The following is a 17618-nucleotide window of genomic DNA, read 5'->3' as shown; positions in this document are numbered from 1 at the left end:
CGTGGAAACGGTGGCGACCGTCCGGACACCTCCCCCCATGCCTTGAATCGCCGTGCCTACAGCGGCCGTACCCAGTCGACCGACAGCTGCCGGTACCCGTAGCTGCCGCCTGCCCCGACAGGCGTATTGGTGTAGAGGGCATTCAGCTGCAAGCGCCCGCCGGCAGCCGTCAGCGGGCTGGCGACGGAAAATTCCACCAGCCGCGCCTGCTGCCATTCGTCGCCACCCTTCTGCCGGCCCCACCCCGCCGCCGCAGCCCACATCCAGCCCTTACGGAACCGCCGGACCTGAACCGCGGGCATCACCTCGACGAACCAGGCCGGCGAGTAATAGTCCGCTTCGAAGGGATGAGTGTTCCGGAACGCGCGGGTCCGCAGCTGGAGGCTGATGCCGGAGTCAGGCGCCACGACCGCGATGTAGCGGGCACGCAGGTGGGCGCGCAGGTTCCTGCCCGTGAAGTCCTGCACGCCACCAAGCAGGGTCAGCTGCCGGGTCCCGGCGCCGTCGAGCGGGATGTCATAGGCGGCGCCGGCGAACGTGTGGTACAGGCCCTCCCCCCGTACCCCGCCCGGCGTCTCCAGGCGGTCCCGCTCGATGAAGTACTCCTGTCGGACTCCCTCCTCCCGGACAGCGGAGGCGCTTCCGACCACCGTCCTGCCATCGGTGCCGACCAGGCCCTTGACGTCGAAGTGGCCGTCGTCCGCGAACGCCACATAGATCCGCCTGTCGTCCCAGCTATCCCCACCCAGGGGACGGATCCGGACCGCTTCCGCCACCACCCCCCGGTAACTGGATGGGCTGCGATACCGGAACAGCATGCCCGCCGAGACCTTCACCACGACCGTACCGTCCGCGTCGTCGGAAACGAATGCGGTGGTCCGCAGGGCCCGCTCTTCGGCATGCGCGACGCCGAAGAGGACCGGTGCAGCCGACAGGGCTGCGAGCGCAGCGATGCTTTTCAGGATGACCGAGCTCATTTGGTTCCCCAGCGTTTGCGCAGGCCGAACAACTCGGACGCGTAGCCCCACACGCAGACGGGCTGCAGGATCATCGTATAAACGAAGACGTACAGCAGGAAGCCTTTGACATTGCGCCTTACGACGAGGTCCTGCCGTTTGAACATCTGGCGCTGCACGCTGAAGATCACGAGATTCCACAGGATCGCGAGCGGCAACACGAGCAGTGTCATCGGGCCCGCTATGTAGAACATCCCGAGCAGCGCAAGGAGCAGGCCGGGCAGGAACGCGAAGGTATAGACCAGGTCGAGCGGCAGGAAGAATACGTTCCACCAGACGAATAGCGTGGACATCCGGGCCTTCAGCAGCAGGCGCGGGTGCGCCTTGAACGCTTCCAGCAGGCCCCGCGACCATCGCTGGCGCTGCCGCGCGAACTGACGCAGCGTGTCGGGAACGTTCGTGAAGGCCACCGCGTCCTCGCAGTAGCCGATCCTGTACCCCCTCTCGAGCAACGCCCACGAGACGACGATGTCCTCGCCCACGCACTCGGGCCACCCCCCGACGGCTTGCAGGGCAGCCTTGTCATAGAGCGAGAACGCACCCTGGGCGACCAGCGTTCCGTGATACATGCTCTGCATGCGCTTGACGGCCGCGATGCCGTGGAAGTAGTCCCACTCCTGCATCTGCGTGACCCAGTTCTTCCGGGAGTTGCGAGCAAGCACGCACCCGGCAACGGCTCGCGTTTCCGGCGGATCGGCCAGGTAGCGCTCGACGATGTGGGTCACCGCGTCCGCGTACACCCAGGAATCGCCGTCGATGGTCAGGACGATCTCGTGGCGGCACAGCTCCAATCCCCGATTGAGCGCAGCAGACTTGCCCAGGTTGGGAAAACCGGCAACGACGCGGATGCTGGAATGCCCGGGAAGCGACAGCCCGCCTATCGTCTCCAGTGCACGCGCGACGGTCTCATCGACCGATCCGTCGTCGAGTATCAGGATCTCCATCGGGCCGGGATAGTCCTGCCGTGCCAGGCTCCGGATCGTATCGGCGATGGCCGCCTGCTCGTTGTAGCACGCAACCAGGATCGACACGGACGGATACGTCGCGGGCGCTCGCCGGCGTGGTCGGCGATCGAGCAGGATCGTCGACACGAGGAACGCGTTCATGAACCCCGGCACGTACGCAATGAACGTGATGATGATCAGGGCAAGAAACGAGCCGACGACGGCGGACAGGGCGTCCAGCCAGCGCAATGACAGGAATACGCTGATCGCTGTCCACGCAATGCCGATCGCGATCGACACGGCGTACTTTGCCGGCACCGAGAAATAGCGGCCGCGGCGGGGGTGATCGACGCGCCCGGGCATTTGATGCGCGGGGGACGACGCGTCTGCAGCGTGCGTGCCCGGCATCCTTGCCGCGGGCGCAGTCGAGGCCAACACCTTAGGGCTCACGTGCCCACCCAGCGATCAGGATGGCCCGTGATCCCGGAAGCCGGGACAAATACACGCACGCACGTGACACAACGCGTCCATGGCGGCCGCGGACAGTCACATCGGCGATGAGCAAACACGCAGCGGGCACAGCGGGCTACCTTGGTTCGAGCAGGAGGCACGTCGGCCGGGCGCGCACGCGCCGCGCCCGCAGCCGGACGCCGCGGGCGACGCATGGCACCCGCCACGGTGTTGCCTCCGCTTGGTGGACGCAACCCCCCCCGGTCCCAACAATGCAGGTTCCGTGCCAACGCCGGCAGCAACGCGTTTCCGATCGACGCACGGGCCGAAGCCATCCGCCATCACGGCGGGCCGCTTTCAGCGGAACGGCAGCCCCCCACGGCCGCCCATCATCCCCTTCATGCCTCGCATGAGCCCCTTCATGCCGCCGCCGGCCAGCTTGGACATCATCTTTTCCATCTGCTGGTACTGCTTCATCAGCTTGTTCACGTCGGACGGCTGGAGGCCCGCGCCCCGGGCGATGCGGGCGCGGCGCGAGCCGTTGAGGAGCGCGGGGTTGCGGCGCTCCTTCTTCGTCATCGAATTGATGATGGCGATCATCCGCGGCACTTCCTTGCCGGTGACCTGGTTCTTGACCTCGTCGGGCAGCTTGCCGATGCCCGGCAGCTTGTCCATGAGCCCATGCAGCCCGCCCATGTTCTGCATCTGCTCGAGCTGGTCCTTCATGTCGTTGAGGTCGAACTTCTTGCCCTTGACGACCTTCTCGGCGAGCTTCTGCGCCTTGTCCTTGTCGACCTGCTGCTCGACCTGCTCGACCAGCGAGAGCACGTCGCCCATGTCGAGGATGCGCGAGGCGATGCGGTCGGGATGGAAGACGTCCAGGCCCTCGGGCTTCTCGCCCGTGCCGATGAACTTGATCGGCTTGCCGGTGATGTAGCGCACCGACAGCGCCGCGCCGCCGCGTGCGTCGCCATCGGTCTTGGTCAGGACGACACCGGTGAGCGGCAGCGCCTCGGCGAAGTGCTTGGCCGTGACGGCGGCGTCCTGGCCGGTCATGGAATCGACCACGAACAGGGTCTCGACCGGCGACACCGCGGCATGCAGTGCCTTGATCTCGGCCATCATCGCTTCGTCGATGCTGGTGCGGCCGGCGGTGTCGACGATCAGCACGTCGACGTAGCTGCGGCGCGCGTCGTCGATGGCGGCGCGGACGATGGCTTCGGGCTTCTGGTCGGCGCTCGACGGGAAGAACGGCACGTCGATCTGCTGCGAGAGCTGGCGCAGCTGCTCGATGGCGGCCGGGCGGTAGACGTCGGCCGAAACCACCATCACCTTCTTCTTGCGGCGCTCCTTGAGGTGCTTGGCGAGCTTGCCTACGGTGGTGGTCTTGCCCGCGCCCTGCAGGCCGGCCATCAGGATCACGGCGGGCGCCGGGACGTTGAGCGCGAGGTCGCTGGCCTGCGAGCCCATCACCGCGGTGAGCTCGTCGCGCACGACCTTGATCAGCGCCTGGCCGGGCGTCAGTGATTTCAGCACCTCCTGCCCGACGGCTCGCACCTTGATGCGCTCGATCAGCGCCTGCACGACCGGAAGGGCGACGTCGGCCTCCAGCAGGGCGATGCGCACCTCGCGCAGGGACTCGCGGATGTTCTCCTCGGTCAGGCGGCCACGGCCGCGCAGGCGCTCGATGGTGCCGGAGAGGCGCTGGGAGAGGGACTCGAACATGGACGCGAGGGCCACGGAAAACAGGGGCGCGAAGTATACCGGGCGCTTCCTGTGCGGCCGCCGTGCGGGCTGTGCGACACTCCCCCGATGACACTCGTTCTCATTTCCCTCGCGCTTTACGTCGTGGCGACGGGCATGCTGGCCGGCGCCCTGCGCGTGGATGCCGCCTCGCCGGCCGATGGCTGGCGGATCCCGGCCACGCTGGCGATGGGTCTTCACGCGAGCGTGCACATCCTCGCCTGGCACCAGCGCCAGGGGCCGGACCTGCACTTCTTCGCCGCGCTGTCGCTGGTGGGCCTGGGCATGGCCGCGCTGACCACGTTCGTCGCGCGGCGCGAACGGCTGGCCGCCCTGGGCGTCTTCGCCCTGCCACTCGCCGGCGGGCTGATGGTGGCCTACCGCGCCCACGGCCCGGGCCCGGCCACGCCGCTGGACTGGCGCCTGCAGCTGCATGCGGCGCTCGCCCTGCTGGCGTACGCGACGCTGGCGGTGGCGGCGGTGCTGGCGGTCACGCTGGCGCTGCAGGAGCGTGCGTTGCGGCGGCGCGAGTTCCATGGCTGGCTCCGTGCCCTGCCGCCCCTGGTCCAGCTGGAGTCGCTGCTGTTCCGGACGATCACCGCGGGCTTCGTCGTGCTGACTGCCGCGATGCTCACCGGCGTGCTGTTCGTCGAAGACCTGCTGGCGCAGCACCTGGCCCACAAGACCGTGCTGAGCGTGCTGTCCTGGCTGGTGTTCGGCGGCCTGTTGCTGGGCCGGCACCGCTACGGCTGGCGCGGCGCGCGGGCGGTGCGCTGGACGCTCGTGGCCATGGCGCTGCTGGTGCTGGCCTATTTCGGCAGCAAGTTCGTCATCGAGCTGCTGCTGGCCCGCTGAGCCGGCAAGGCGCGCGGTCGCCGCAGCCGGCCCGCCTACTCCGGCAGGCCCGCGGCTTCCGGCTGGTAGGGCACGCGCACGACGCGCAGGCGGGCCACGCGTCCGCCCGGCATCGGCCAGTCGATGCTCTGCCCCACGGCCAGTCCGAGCAGCGCGGCGCCTACCGGTGCGAGCACGGAGACGTGGTGCTCGGCGGCATTCGCTGCATCGGGATACACCAGGCGCAGGGTGTGTTCGGTTCCGGTGGACTCGTCGACGCAGACCACGTCGGAGCTCATGGTGACCACGTCCGGCGGGATGTCCGCGGGGGCGCGGATGTCGGCCCGCGCGATCTCCTCCTCGAGCTGGCGGGCCGTGGCCAGCCCCTGCGCGGCGGGCGATGCGATCAGCGCCTCCAGGCGGCGGGCATCGCGTTCGGACATGACCAGGCGGGGCGCTGCGCTCATCGGGGTCTCCACGTGAAAAAGGACCCGGCATCGGCCGGGTCCTGAGTGGCCACCGTAGCCCCCCGCGCAGGCGTGGTCAACCGCGCTCAGGCGTGCTCGAGCGCTTCGGCCAGGCGTTCGACGGCGATCACCTCCATGCCCGACAGGCGGCCGGACTTGGGTGCGTTGCCCTTGGGCACGATGGCGCGCTTGAACCCGTGGTGGGCGGCTTCCTTCAGGCGCTCCTCGCCGTTGGGCACGGGGCGGATCTCGCCCGACAGGCCGACCTCGCCGAAGGCCACGGTCATGTCCGCCAGTGGGCGGTCGCGCAGCGAGGACAGCACGGCCAGCAGCAGCGGCAGGTCGACCGCGGTCTCCTGCACGCGGATGCCGCCGACCACGTTGACGAACACGTCCTGGTCGCCCACCGCCACGCCGCCGTGCCGGTGCAGCACGGCCAGCAGCATCGCCAGGCGGTTGCCCTCCATGCCCACGGCCACGCGGCGCGGGTTCGACAGCGGCGAGTGGTCGACCAGCGCCTGCACCTCGACCATCAGCGGCCGCGTGCCCTCGCGCGTGACCATCACGCAGCTGCCCGGCTGCGGCTCGCGGCTGCCGGAGAGGAAGATGGCCGACGGATTGGGCACCTCGCGCAGGCCCTTGTCGCCCATGGCGAACACGCCCAGCTCGTTGACCGCGCCGAAGCGGTTCTTGAAGGCGCGCAGCACGCGGAAGCGGCTGCCGGACTCGCCCTCGAAATACAGCACCGCGTCGACCATGTGCTCGAGCACGCGCGGGCCGGCGATGCCGCCCTCCTTGGTGACGTGGCCGACGAGGAACACCGCCGTGCCCGTCTCCTTCGCGTAGCGCACCAGCCGCGCAGCGCTCTCGCGCACCTGGCTCACCGAGCCGGGCGCGGCGGTCAGCGTCTCGGTCCACAGCGTCTGGATCGAGTCGGCGACGATCAGGCGGGGCCCCATCGGCGCGGCCTGCTCGAGGATGCGCTCGATGCAGGTCTCGGCCAGTGCATGCACGCCCTCCAGCGGCAGGCCCAGCCGCGACGCGCGGCCGGCCACCTGCGAAAGCGATTCCTCGCCCGTCACGTAGAGCCCCGGCATGCGCGCGGCCATGAGCGCGGTGGACTGCAACAGCAGCGTGGACTTGCCGATGCCCGGATCCCCGCCCACCAGCACCACCGAGCCATGCACCAGCCCACCGCCGAGCACGCGGTCGAACTCGCCGATGCCGGTGGTCTCGCGCGATTCCTCCGAGTGGGTGACGTCCTTGAGCGCGGTGATCGTGGGCACGTCGACCTTGCCCGCCCAGCCGGCGCGACGCGAGGCCGCTACGGTATTGGCCACCCGCTCGGGCGCGGCCTCCAGCGCGATCTCGCTGAGCGTGTTCCACTGCCCGCAGTCCACGCACTGGCCCTGCCACTTGGAATGCTCCGAACCGCATTCGGAGCAGACATAAGCGGTGCTGCGGCGGGCGCTGGACTTGCCGGTCTTGGCGATCATCGAAGGTCTCCTGGTCGGCACAGCCTACCGGCAGGAGGTCGCAGCCGCTGAGAAGCCCGAGGCCCGCCACGGCCGCTGAGTGGCCGATCACGGCGCGCGGCCTAGCGTCGACGGACATCCAGACGGAGGATCCCCGATGAGCGATCGCAACCAGCACGACGCCGGCAAGAACATGGGCCAGGGCCTGGCCGGCCTGAACGACAACCAGCGCCGCGACCTGATGAACCAGGGCGGCGATCGCCGCACGCAGGACCAGCGGCACGTACGCTCCGCCGATGCGAAGGGCGAGGTGCGCCAGGGCAATGACGACGTGTCCAGCGCGCCGGAGTCCGGATCGCCCTGATCCGCCGGGGGCCGCCGGTCAGTGGACGCGGCGGCCCTCGTCCTCGGTGCCCACCGCGATGCGGAACACGCCGCGGTAGCTGCCGCCGGCCCGCACGATGGGCAGGTCCTCGCCCGTGACAAGGGCATTGGCCGGCGCCGTCATGGGCTCGAGCGAGATGTAGTCGTGGGCCGGCGGCGCGTAGATCTGCGCGAAGGGGAAGCCTTCCAGGAACTCCACCGCGATGCGCCGCCCGGCGCCGGCGATCGCCATGCGCCGCTCATGCGTGGTGAAGGCGAAGCCGTGGTCGAAGTCGAGATCGGCCAGGCGGTGGTCGTAGGCCGGGAAGTCCTCGCGTTCGCCGATGGGCAGGAGCAGTTCGTCCAGCACCATCGCCTGCATCCGCGGAAGCGTGAGCCGCCAGCGTTCGCGCGGCAGGCCCGGCAGGGCGATGTAGGGATGGAAGCCGAAGCTCACCGGCACGTCCTCGCCCCGGTCGGCATGGACCGTCGTTTCGACAGTGAGGCCGTCGCCGTCCAGGGCCACGCGCATGGAGACCGTGTGGAGGAACGGGAACACCGCCAGCATTTCCGGCCGGTCCCAGCAAAGCCGCGAGGCCAGCACGGTGTCGCCGGCCTCCTGCTCTTCCCATTCGAGCCGGGCCCAGCGCACGCCGTGCAGCAGCGTGCCGTTCCAGTCGGTGATCAGCCAGTCCGAACCGGGATCGAGTTCCACGCGGCGCCCGAGGACCGAATAACCCGGCGTCCGCAGGCGGTTGGCATAGGGATAGTTGAGCGGGATGCCGATCGACGTGCCATCACGTGCGGCGCGGTCGATGTCCGCTGGAAAGCGCAGCAGTTCCTCGCGGCGGTGGGTCAGCGACGTGCCCAGCATGCCGTACTCGGGCAGGAACGTCGCGCTGAGGTCGCCCGCGCGCATCATGTGGGTGCGCGGTGCTCCGCCGGGTACCGCACGGCGTGCCGTGGTGCTCACGCGCCCTCCTCCGCCGCGGGGACGAGCTGGCGCCCGGCGTGGCCGTCGGCCGCATAGCCCGCCAGCACGCGTCGTGCCACCCCGGAGGCCGTGCCCTCGCGGCACAGCGCCACGCAGGCGCCGCCGAAGCCGGCGCCCGTCAGGCGCGCGCCGTGCACGTCCGGATGCGCCTGCAGCAGCTCGACCAGCCGATCCAGCGGCGCCACGGAAACTTCGTAGTCGTCGCGCAGGCTGGCATGCGATTCGTTCATCAGCCGGCCGAACTCCGCTGCATCGACGCCGTCGACCGCCCGCAGCACGCGCGCGTTCTCGGTGACCACGTGCCGCGCCCGGCGGCGCAGCGGATCGGGCAGTGCCTCCACGGCCGCGGGGTCGTCGACGTCGCGCAATGCGCCCACGCCCAGCCGCGTCGCCGCCTCTTCGCACTGTGCGCGCCGCTCGTTGTACCCGCTTGCGGCGAGCGAGCGGCTGATCCCGGAGTCGAGCACCAGCAGCTCGGTGCGCGGCGGCATCGGCAGCAGGCGCCGTTCGAGCGTGCGCGTGTCCAGGAACAGCACGCTTCGCGTATCGGCCAGGCTCGACGCCATCTGGTCCATGATCCCGCAGTTCACGCCCGCGAACTCGATCTCCGCGCGCTGCGCGATCTGCGCGATGCGCACGTCGTCGATGTCCAGGCGCAGCAGTTCGCGCAGGGCGCGCAGGGTGGCGACCTCGAGCGCCGCGCTCGACGACAGCCCCACGCCGATGGGTACGTCCGATTCCACGTGGATGTCGAGCACCGGCACCTTCACGCCCAGCGCCTCGATGCCGCGGATGCAGCCATGCACGTACTGCGCGAAATGGTCGCCCGGCCCCTCGTCGCGGTAGAAGCGCGCCTCGGTCGCCAGGTCCGCCGCATACACGATGAACTCGGCCTGCGAGTTGGGCCGCATCGCGACGGTGGTGCGCTGCGGGATCGCGGTGGGCAGAACGTAGCCGTCGTTGTAGTCGGTGTGCTCGCCCAGCAGGTTCACGCGTCCGGGCGCGGTGGCCGTGACGGCGGGCTCGCAGCCGAAGATGTCCTGGAAGCTCATGGCGCATCGATCTCCACGTTGATCGCCTGCAGTTCGCGCGCCTTGTCCTCCGGCAGCGCGTCCATGGCGAACCATCCCGCCGCGAGTTCCGTACCGGCCAGATACTTCAGGCGGTCGCGCGTGCGGTAGGGCGGGTAGAACTCGGCATGCAGGTGGCACTCGGGGTGCGGAGCACCATCGACCGGGGCCTGGTACCAGGCCATCAGGTAAGGAAACGGCCGCCCCCAAAGCGCGTCGTACTTCATCAGCACGGTCTTGAGCGCGCGCGCGAGGTCGGTGCGCGTGGCCGCGTCGAGATCGCAGAACGTGGCGACGGGCTCGATCGGCGCCACCCAGACCTCGTAGGGATAGCGGGCGCAGGCCGGAACGAAGGCCACCGCGTGCCCGCCGCGGTAGAGGATGCGCTCGCCCGAGGCCAGCTCGTTCGCGATGTGGTCCTGCAGCACGCCGCGACCGCGTGCATCGAAATACTCGCGCGCCACCCGCTGCATGCGTGCGGGCACCGGCGGCACCTCCGGATAGGCGTAGATCTGCCCGTGCGGATGATGCAGCGTCACCCCCACCTCCGCGCCGCGGTTCTCGAACGGCAGCACGTAGGCGATCCGCGGATCCGCAGCCAGGCGGGCGGTGCGGTCCGCCCAGACCTGCAGCAGAAGGTCGATATGGCGCAGCGGCAGGCGGCCCAATGCCGAACCGCTGTCCTGGGTGAACACGACCACCTCGCACTTGCCGACGCCGGCTGCCGTCTCGACGATCGATGCGGGCGCCTCAGCCGCGTCGGGGCTCAGCGAGGGGAAGCGGTTGTCGAACACCGCCACGTCCCAGCTTCCCGCGGGCAGTTCCGTCGGTGCCGCCGCGTCGGTGGTGACCGCCAGCGGGTTGTACTCGGGGGGCGGAAGGAAGGTGCGGTCCTGCCGGTAGGCCGCGTAGGTGATCCACTCGTCGCGCAGCGGATGGCGCCGAAGATGCGGGAACCGCCCCAGCGGCTCGAGGAACGGACTCGGCGCGGGGCCCACGTCATGCATGGCCTCCAGCGCGTAGAGCGTGAGGCCACGGCCGTCCGGCTTCGTCAGTTCCAGGCGATGCATCAGGCGGCGCCCGGAATGTGGGTTCGCGACTGGCCGACGGCCTGGCGGATCTGTTCGACCGGGATCTTCGGCACGCGGTCCTCGGTAAGCAGGCCGTTGGCTTCCTGGAAGGTGTCGGCGAACTGCGTGTAGCAGTAGCCGGAGAACAGCGCCGTGTTGGTGACCACCTCGATGAGCTGCGTGAACCGCTGCGCGAACTCCTCGGCCCGGTCGGCCACCGAGTAGCCCCAGACCTCGCCCTCCTGCGCCGCTTCTTCCGGCGGACGCGTATCGAAGGCGATGCCGCCGAACTCCGTCAGCACGATGGGCTGGCCGCGGTGCGGATAGCCGTCGAGCGTGAGGATGCGCCCGCCCGGCCGACGGCGGTCGAACAGCTGCTGGGTGCTGACCTCCGGGCCGTAGCGTTGCCGCAGGTGGTCGAGGTTGGCGTCGTAGTCGTGGATGCCGATGATGTCGGTGTCGCTGCTTTCCCAGCCGTCGTTGCCGATCACCGGGCGCGTGGGGTCCAGCGTCTTGGTCAGGTGGTACAGCGCGGCGACCGCATGCTGGTGCGCGCCCACGGACGTCAGTTCGGGGACGCCCCAGGACTCGTTGAACGGCACCCAGGTGATGATGCACGGGTGGCTGAAGTCGCGCTCGATCGCCTCGCCCCACTCCCTGATCAGGCGCTTGATCGCCGTGCGCGTGAAGCGGTAGGCCGAGGGCATCTCCTCCCAGACCAGCAGGCCCAGGCGGTCGGCCCAGTACAGATAGCGCGGGCATTCGATCTTCTGGTGCTTGCGCACGCCGTTGAAGCCCATGGCCTTCGCGAGCTCGACATCCCGCCGCAGGGCGGCATCGTCGGGTGCGGCGAGCAGCGTGTCCGGCCAGTAGCCCTGGTCGAGGACCAGCTTGAGCAGGTACGGGCGACCGTTGAGCATGAAGCGGTCGCGCAGCACGCCCACGGAACGCAGGGCGGTGTAGGACCGGATGTCGTCCAGCACCTCGTCGCCACGCAGCAGGCGCACGCGGGCTTCCAGCAACGTGGGCCGTTCGGGGCTCCAGAGCAGTTCGTTGCGATAGTCGTCGATACCTGGATCGGAGAGGATGATCCGGCGATCCACTTCGCCGTCGATCACCAGGTAGCGGTCGCGCGCCAGCAACTTCGCGTCCTGGCGCAATTCCACTTCGACCGACAGCTCGGGCTGCGGATCGCCCACCACGCGCGCCTCGAACGTGAAGGCGAAGCCCTCGACATGCGGCGTCCACCGGATCTTCTGCACGTAGGTGCGCGGCACGCGCTCGAGCCAGACCGTCTGCCAGATGCCCGTGGTGCGGGGGTACCAGATCGAATGCGGCTCGAGCTGCCAGTCCTGTTTGCCGCGGGGCTTGTTCAGTTCGTGCGGATCGTCCTCCACGAGCACGCTGACGACCTGACGCCCGGAGGGAGCCAGAACCTCCGTGATGTCCGCGGAGAAAGGCGTATGGCCGCCTTCGTGGCTGGCGACCAGCTGGTCGTTGACCCACACCTTCGCCCGGTAGTCCACCGCGCCGAAGTGCAGGATCACGCGGTCCGGGCCGGCCTCCACGTCGAACTCACGCTGGTACCAGCAGGCTTTGTGAAATCCGCGATCACCGATGCCACTTGCCCGGGCTTCCACCGGGTACGGCACCACGATGCGAAGCGGCCACGCGTCCACCTCGCGTGGATGCGCGAAGCGCCTTTCGTCGTCGAACGCGAAGCGCCAGGTCCCGTCGAGCGATACCCAATGCGCACGCTGCAACTGCGGGCGGGGATAGACCTCGTCCGCGAAAAAGGGCTGCAGGACGGCCTGCGCGGTTCTCGTCATCGAAAGGACCTGGGCTTCACTTCACGCCGATACGGTTCAGCGGAAACTCAGTTCTAACCAATTCAGTGAGAGCGCCATGTCAAAGGAACCCGACGCGCCACCTGCTTCCGATGCCGGCGACAGCGCATTCGCGGAAGTGGCATTCGACGAATCGACCCTCGTCGACATCGGCACGCCGATCGGCGCGCGCGAGAACTTCCCGATCATCGTGCACTGCCACCTGCGCTGGGATTTCGTCTGGCAGCGCCCGCAGCAGATCTTCTCCCGCCTGGCGCAGCAGCACCGCGTGCTCTTCATCGAGGACCCGGTGATCGCCGACGGCGAGCCGCGCCTGGAGCTCACCGAGCCCTACCCCAACGTGGTCAGGCTCGTTCCGCAGATCCCGCAGCCTCTGGCGGTCAATGCCGACCGTGATGCGGAGATCTTCTATCCGCTCATCCGCCGCGCACTCGACGAGCATCCGTTGCTGGCCGGGCGCTTCGAGCAGCCGCTGCAGTGGTTCTACTCGCCCATGCCCGCGCCGGGCTACCTCGGGCGTTTCGGCGGGCCGGGCATCGTTTACGACTGCATGGACGAGCTGGCGAACTTCCGGTTCGCGCCGCCGGACATCGCCGACCGCGAGCGCTTCGTGCTGTCCCGGGCGCATGTGGTCTTCACCGGCGGCTACCAGCTGTTCGAAGCCAAGTCGCGCCATCATGGCAACGTGCACTTCTACGGCTGCGGCGTGGACGTCGAGCACTACTCGAAGGCGCGCGCCGACGACACGCAGGTACCCGACGCGGTCGCCGCGCTGCCGGGCCCCGTGTTCGGCTACTTCGGCGTGATCGACGAGCGCCTGGACTACGAGCTGATCGCGGCTCTCGCCGAGCGCTTCCCGGATGCGTCGGTGGTGATGGCCGGCCCGTTCGCGAAGATCGACCCGGACGAGTTGCCGCGTCACGGCAACATCCACTGGCTGGGGCAGCAGCGCTACGAGGACCTGCCCGCACTGGTGAAGGGGTTCGACGTCTGCCTGATGCCTTTCGCGCTGAACGAGGCCACGCGCTACATCAACCCGACCAAGACGCTGGAGTACATGGCCGGCGGCAAGCCGGTGGTCTCCACCCCGATCGCCGACGTGGTGCGCAACGTCACCCCGATCGTGCAGGTGGCGCACTCGCCGAAGGAGTTCATCGAGGCGGTGGAACGCGCCTGGCGGGCGCCGGACGTGGAACTGATCGCGCGGGGCATCGAACGCGCCGCCGGTTCCTCCTGGGACGCGACGGTCGCGTCCATGCGACGGAACATCCAGGAAGCCGTATGGGCCGACGCCCCGCTGCGCGCCGCCGCAACCGCCTGAAAGGAAGCCATCCATGAAAACCGACGTTCTGATCGTAGGTGCCGGCTTCTCCGGCGCCGTCGTCGCCCGGGAGCTCGCCGAGCGCGGGTTCGAGGTGCTCGTGATCGACAAGCGCGAGCACATCGGCGGAAACGCCTATGACCGCATGGACGCCCACGGCGTGCTGATCCACCCCTACGGCCCGCACATCTTCCACACCAACAGCGAGCGCATCGCCAGCTATCTCTCGCAGTTCACCCAGTGGCGGCCGTACGAGCACCGCGTCCTGGCGAAGGTGGGCGAGAAGCTCGTCCCCATCCCGATCAACATCGATACGGTGAACCAGCTCTACGGGCTGGACCTCGACGAGGGCAGCATCCAGGCTTTCTACGATTCGGTGCGCGAGCCGCGCGAGCGCATCCGCACCAGCGAGGACGTGGTCATCAACGCGGTGGGCCGCGACCTCTACGAGAAGTTCTTCCGCGGCTACACGCGCAAGCAGTGGGGCCTGGACCCGTCCGAACTCAACGCCTCCGTCGCCGCGCGCGTGCCCACGCGCACCAACCGGGACGACCGCTACTTCACCGACACCTTCCAGAAGATGCCGGCCGAGGGCTACACGAGGATGTTCGAGCGCATGCTCGACCACCCGTCGATCAAGGTCGACCTGGGCGTGGACTTCTTCGCCATGCGCGACAAGGTGCAGGCGCGCCACATCGTCTATACCGGCCCGGTCGACGCCTTCTACGCGCACTGCTTCGGCAAGCTGCCCTATCGGTCGCTGCGCTTCGAGCACGAGCACCTGCCGGATACCGAGTGGTACCAGTCGGTGGGCACGGTGAACTTCCCGAACGACTACGACTACACCCGCACCACGGAGTTCAAGCACCTCACCGGGCAGACGCACCGCGGCACGTCGCTGGTCCGCGAGTTCCCCACGGCCGAGGGCGACCCCTACTACCCGGTGCCGCGCCCGGAGAACGAGGCGCTGTTCAAGCGCTACGAGCGCCTGGCCGAACAGGAGAAGGGCGTGACCTTCGTGGGCCGCCTGGCCCAGTACCGCTACTACAACATGGACCAGTGCGTGGGCGCGGCGCTGAAGGCGGTGGAATACGTGCTGGAGAAGATGGGCTCGGATGCCGAAACCATGCCGGCCGAGCTCGCGGGCGCACGCGCGCCCGGCGAGGTGGCCGCACCCCTCATCGCCAGGCACTGAGCCGGACGGTACGAGAATGAGGCAAACGCGCGAGCCGCTCGAGCTCTGGGGCGGCGTCGAATGCACGGTGAACCGGGTCGGCGACCGGTACATCCGTCAGCTCGAGCGCAATGCGCATGCGACGCGGATCGACGACCTCGACCGCTTCGCGGCGCTGGGGCTGAAGGCGATGCGCTACCCGGTGCTCTGGGAGCAGATGGCCCCGGACGGGTTGCACTCGGCCGACTGGTCATGGCCCGACGAGCGCCTCGCGCGGCTGCGTGAGCTGGGCGTCATGCCCATCGTCGGGCTGGTGCACCATGGCAGCGGGCCCATCGACACCAGCCTGGTCGACCCCGCCTTCCCCGAGAAGCTCGCCGCCTATGCCGGCGCGGTAGCGGCGCGCTATCCCTGGGTCGGGCATTACACCCCGATCAACGAGCCGCTGACCACCGCCCGCTTCTCGGGCCTGTACGGGCTCTGGTACCCGCATGGCCGGGACCCTGCGACTTTCAAGGACTGCCTGTTCAACGAGTGCCGCGGCGTGGTGATGGCCATGCGCGCGATCCGTGAGGTCAACCCGGCGGCCCGGCTGGTGCAGACCGACGACCTGGGCAAGACCTACAGCACGCCGCTGCTGGCCTACCAGGCGGAGTTCAACAACGAGCTGCGCTGGCTGGCCTGGGACCTGGTCTGCGGGATGGTCGACCCGGCGCACTACATGTGGGACTGGCTGACCACGCACTGCGGCGCGACGCCCGCGGAGATCCTGTGGTTCCGGGACAACCCCTGTCCTCCCGACATCATCGGCGTCAACCACTACATCACCAGCGAGCGGTTCCTGGACGAGGACTGGGAGCGCTATCCGGAGCACCATCGCGGCGGCAACCACCGTCATCGCTATGCCGACGTCGAGGCGGCCCGCGTGCTCTCCCAGCCCACGGGCGGCATCCGCCCGCTGCTGCTGGAGATCTGGGAGCGCTACCGGCGTCCCATCGCGGTCACCGAAGCCCACATCGACGCGCGCCGCGAGGACCAGCTGCGCTGGCTGGCCGAGATCTGGCGCGGTGCCGAGCAGGCCCGCGAGGCGGGCGTGGACGTGCGCGCGGTGACGGTCTGGGGGATGCTGGGCCTGTACGACTGGAACTGCCTGCTCACCGAAGTGCGCGACTACTACGAGTCCGGCGCTTTCGACATCCGCGGGGGCGAGCCCCGCCCCACGGCGGTCGCGCACCTGATGAAGGACCTCGCGCGCGGCGGCCTGCCCGACCACCCGGTGCTGGCCGGCAACGGCTGGTGGAAGCGGCCGGACCGCTTCTTCAGCCGGCCGGTGGTGCTGCCGGGCCTGGACTTCCCCGCGCGGCCGCTTACCGGCAGCAACCGTGCGCCCATCCTGGTCACCGGCGCCACGGGCACACTGGGCCGCGCCTTCGCCCGCATCTGCGCCGAGCGCGAACTGGCCTGCCGCGTACTCACCCGGGCGGAGATGGACATCACCGACCCCGCCTCCATCGACAGGGCACTGCAGGCACACCAGCCGTGGGCGGTGATCAATGCCGCCGGCTACGTGCGCGTGGACGACGCCGAGCGCGACAGCGAGCGCTGCTTCCTGGAGAACGCAACCGGCCCGGCCAACCTGGCCACCGCATGCGCCAGGCACGGGCTACCGCTGGTGACCTTTTCCTCGGACCTCGTGTTCGACGGGGAGCAGGACTGTCCGTACGTCGAGACCGATGCGATCCGGCCGCTCAACGTCTATGGCATGAGCAAGGCGCGCGCCGAGGAGCTGGTGCTCGACCGCCATCCGGACGCTCTCGTGGTTCGCACCAGCTCCTTCTTCGGACCCTGGGACGAACACAATTTCATTACCATCGCGCTGCGCGCGCTGCGGCGCGGCGAGGCCTTCCTGGCCGCGGACGACATGACGGTGTCGCCGACCTACGTGCCCGACCTGGTCAACGCCTGCCTGGACCTGCTGATCGACCGCGAGGCCGGCATCTGGCACCTGACCAACCAGGGCGAGGTGACCTGGGCCGACCTCGCCCTGCAGGCCGCCGAACTGGCACGCGTCGACGCCAGCCGGCTGGAGATCTGCAGCGACCACCGGAGCCGGCTGGCGGCGCGGCGCCCGCGCTACAGCGCACTGTCGAGCCGCCGCGCCTTCCCGATGCCCACGCTGTCGGACGCACTCGGCCGCTACGTGACGCAGGCCGGCCTCCACTGATCCGGCGGGCGGCGCGGGCCCGTCCTGGGGCCGGGCGTGAACGCATGCCGCCGGCGGGCAGGCCGGGTTGATCGAGATCAAGCGGGTCCGCAGGCCTGCCCGTACCGTGGCGCCCATGGCCACCCATACCCTGCCCGAGCGCTCCGTGCTGGAACGCTACAGCCAGCCCGGCCCCCGCTACACGTCGTACCCGACGGCGCCGCAGTTCGATGCCGCGTTCGGAGACGCCGACCTGCGCGCGGCGATCGCGTCCAGCAACGGGGACCCGATCCCGCGGCCGCTGTCGCTGTACGTGCACGTGCCGTTCTGCCACAGCCCCTGCTTCTACTGCGGCTGCAACCGCGTGATCACGCGCGACCGCAGCCGCTCGGCACATTACCTGCAGTGCCTGCGAACGGAGATCGGGCGCGTCGCACCGCTGTTCGACGCCGACCGCGAGGTGCGCCAGCTGCATTTCGGCGGCGGTACCCCGAATTTCCTGTCGCCGGCCCAGCTCGCCGACGTGGTGCGCGAGCTGGAACGCCGCTTCCGCTTCTCGCCGTCCGATGACCGCGACATCTCCATCGAGCTGGACCCGCGCTTCGTCGAGCCCGAGGACATCGCCCGCCTGGCGGCGCTGGGCTTCA

Annotated in this window: 14 protein-coding genes and 1 pseudogene; 6 read left to right on the top strand and 9 right to left on the bottom strand. The window is 69.3% G+C overall.

Translation table 11 applies throughout. The features are described 5' to 3' along the window. Positions 1–56: 56 nt before the first annotated feature. From EYQ95_RS16425 to ffh, 3 genes are all read right to left on the bottom strand, one after another. Positions 57–977 (bottom strand): hypothetical protein, encoded by a 921-nt coding sequence (locus EYQ95_RS16425; RefSeq protein WP_132328296.1) that lies wholly within the window; start codon positions 975–977, stop codon positions 57–59. Beyond that, complete coding sequence (locus tag EYQ95_RS16420; RefSeq protein WP_132328295.1) at positions 974–2323, bottom strand: glycosyltransferase family 2 protein; 1350 nt, start codon at positions 2321–2323, stop codon at positions 974–976. Before EYQ95_RS16420 ends, EYQ95_RS16425 begins: the two co-directional genes overlap by 4 nt. Positions 2324–2767: 444 nt before the next feature. Beyond that, a complete protein-coding gene (gene ffh / locus EYQ95_RS16415; RefSeq protein WP_132328294.1) occupies positions 2768–4135 on the bottom strand; it encodes a signal recognition particle protein in 1368 nt (455 codons plus the stop codon). An 87-nt stretch (positions 4136–4222) separates the two neighbouring features. On the opposite strand from ffh, the gene EYQ95_RS16410 reads away from it, so the two are divergent. Beyond that, positions 4223–5008 carry an inner membrane protein YpjD gene (locus EYQ95_RS16410; RefSeq protein WP_132328293.1) on the top strand — a complete coding sequence of 262 codons (786 nt, stop codon included), beginning with the start codon at positions 4223–4225 and terminating at the stop codon, positions 5006–5008. A 35-nt stretch (positions 5009–5043) separates the two neighbouring features. Here the strand turns inward: EYQ95_RS16410 and rnk are convergent, their stop codons facing one another. Continuing rightward, positions 5044–5454, bottom strand: coding sequence for a nucleoside diphosphate kinase regulator (gene rnk / locus EYQ95_RS16405; protein WP_132328292.1), 411 nt, complete (start codon positions 5452–5454; stop codon positions 5044–5046). Positions 5455–5540: 86 nt separating this feature from the next. Next, positions 5541–6950 carry a DNA repair protein RadA gene (gene radA, locus EYQ95_RS16400; RefSeq protein WP_132328291.1) on the bottom strand — a complete coding sequence of 470 codons (1410 nt, stop codon included), beginning with the start codon at positions 6948–6950 and terminating at the stop codon, positions 5541–5543. 136 nt (positions 6951–7086) lie between these two features. Here radA and EYQ95_RS16395 point away from each other — a divergent pair, with 136 nt between their 5' ends. Beyond that, positions 7087–7293, top strand: coding sequence for a hypothetical protein (locus tag EYQ95_RS16395; protein ID WP_132328290.1), 207 nt, complete (start codon positions 7087–7089; stop codon positions 7291–7293). Positions 7294–7311: 18 nt separating this feature from the next. Here EYQ95_RS16395 and EYQ95_RS16390 read toward each other — a convergent pair whose 3' ends face one another. From EYQ95_RS16390 to EYQ95_RS16375, 4 genes are read right to left on the bottom strand one after another with little or no spacing between them, the layout of a single operon-like run. Then, positions 7312–8265 (bottom strand): aldose 1-epimerase, encoded by a 954-nt coding sequence (locus EYQ95_RS16390; protein WP_132328289.1) that lies wholly within the window; start codon positions 8263–8265, stop codon positions 7312–7314. Next, positions 8262–9338, bottom strand: coding sequence for a galactokinase (galK, locus tag EYQ95_RS16385; RefSeq protein ID WP_132328288.1), 1077 nt, complete (start codon positions 9336–9338; stop codon positions 8262–8264). Before galK ends, EYQ95_RS16390 begins: the two co-directional genes overlap by 4 nt. After that, on the bottom strand, positions 9335–10426 hold the full coding sequence (gene galT / locus EYQ95_RS16380; RefSeq protein ID WP_132328287.1) for a galactose-1-phosphate uridylyltransferase: 1092 nt from the start codon (positions 10424–10426) through the stop codon (positions 9335–9337). The genes galK and galT overlap by 4 nt, the downstream gene beginning before the upstream one ends. After that, entirely contained in the window at positions 10426–12255 is a 1830-nt protein-coding gene (locus EYQ95_RS16375; protein WP_132328286.1) for a glycoside hydrolase family 2 protein, read from the bottom strand. Before EYQ95_RS16375 ends, galT begins: the two co-directional genes overlap by 1 nt. A gap of 76 nt (positions 12256–12331) precedes the next feature. Between EYQ95_RS16375 and EYQ95_RS16370 the strand changes: the two genes are divergently transcribed. The 4 genes and pseudogenes from EYQ95_RS16370 to EYQ95_RS16355 form a co-directional block, all read left to right on the top strand. Beyond that, positions 12332–13594: a glycosyltransferase gene (locus EYQ95_RS16370; RefSeq protein ID WP_132328285.1), complete on the top strand. Its 1263-nt coding sequence runs from the start codon at positions 12332–12334 to the stop codon at positions 13592–13594. 13 nt (positions 13595–13607) lie between these two features. Next, the gene (gene glf / locus EYQ95_RS16365) at positions 13608–14789 is read left to right on the top strand and encodes a UDP-galactopyranose mutase (RefSeq protein ID WP_132328284.1); all 1182 of its coding nucleotides are present in this window, start codon (positions 13608–13610) and stop codon (positions 14787–14789) included. A 16-nt stretch (positions 14790–14805) separates the two neighbouring features. Then, positions 14806–16992: a dTDP-4-dehydrorhamnose reductase gene (gene rfbD / locus EYQ95_RS16360; RefSeq protein WP_132328283.1), complete on the top strand. Its 2187-nt coding sequence runs from the start codon at positions 14806–14808 to the stop codon at positions 16990–16992. Positions 16993–17059: 67 nt separating this feature from the next. Then, a pseudogene (locus tag EYQ95_RS16355) lies at positions 17060–17618 on the top strand (coproporphyrinogen III oxidase); the annotation flags it as partial.

It is taken from the genome of Lysobacter sp. N42 (assembly GCF_004344885.1).
The sequence above is the reverse complement of the archived record's forward strand: the minus strand, read 5'-3'. Positions and strand labels throughout refer to the sequence as shown.

Coding starts and splice junctions, on each gene's coding strand:
- EYQ95_RS16395 (WP_132328290.1), top strand. CDS start 7,087: ATGAGCGATCGCAACCAGCACGACGCCGGCAAGAACATGGGCCAGGGC.
- galT (WP_132328287.1), bottom strand. CDS start 10,426: ATGCATCGCCTGGAACTGACGAAGCCGGACGGCCGTGGCCTCACGCTC.
- EYQ95_RS16420 (WP_132328295.1), bottom strand. CDS start 2,323: ATGCCCGGGCGCGTCGATCACCCCCGCCGCGGCCGCTATTTCTCGGTG.
- EYQ95_RS16370 (WP_132328285.1), top strand. CDS start 12,332: ATGTCAAAGGAACCCGACGCGCCACCTGCTTCCGATGCCGGCGACAGC.
- radA (WP_132328291.1), bottom strand. CDS start 6,950: ATGATCGCCAAGACCGGCAAGTCCAGCGCCCGCCGCAGCACCGCTTAT.
- rfbD (WP_132328283.1), top strand. CDS start 14,806: ATGAGGCAAACGCGCGAGCCGCTCGAGCTCTGGGGCGGCGTCGAATGC.
- galK (WP_132328288.1), bottom strand. CDS start 9,338: ATGAGCTTCCAGGACATCTTCGGCTGCGAGCCCGCCGTCACGGCCACC.
- EYQ95_RS16425 (WP_132328296.1), bottom strand. CDS start 977: ATGAGCTCGGTCATCCTGAAAAGCATCGCTGCGCTCGCAGCCCTGTCG.
- rnk (WP_132328292.1), bottom strand. CDS start 5,454: ATGAGCGCAGCGCCCCGCCTGGTCATGTCCGAACGCGATGCCCGCCGC.
- ffh (WP_132328294.1), bottom strand. CDS start 4,135: ATGTTCGAGTCCCTCTCCCAGCGCCTCTCCGGCACCATCGAGCGCCTG.
- EYQ95_RS16375 (WP_132328286.1), bottom strand. CDS start 12,255: ATGACGAGAACCGCGCAGGCCGTCCTGCAGCCCTTTTTCGCGGACGAG.
- EYQ95_RS16410 (WP_132328293.1), top strand. CDS start 4,223: ATGACACTCGTTCTCATTTCCCTCGCGCTTTACGTCGTGGCGACGGGC.
- glf (WP_132328284.1), top strand. CDS start 13,608: ATGAAAACCGACGTTCTGATCGTAGGTGCCGGCTTCTCCGGCGCCGTC.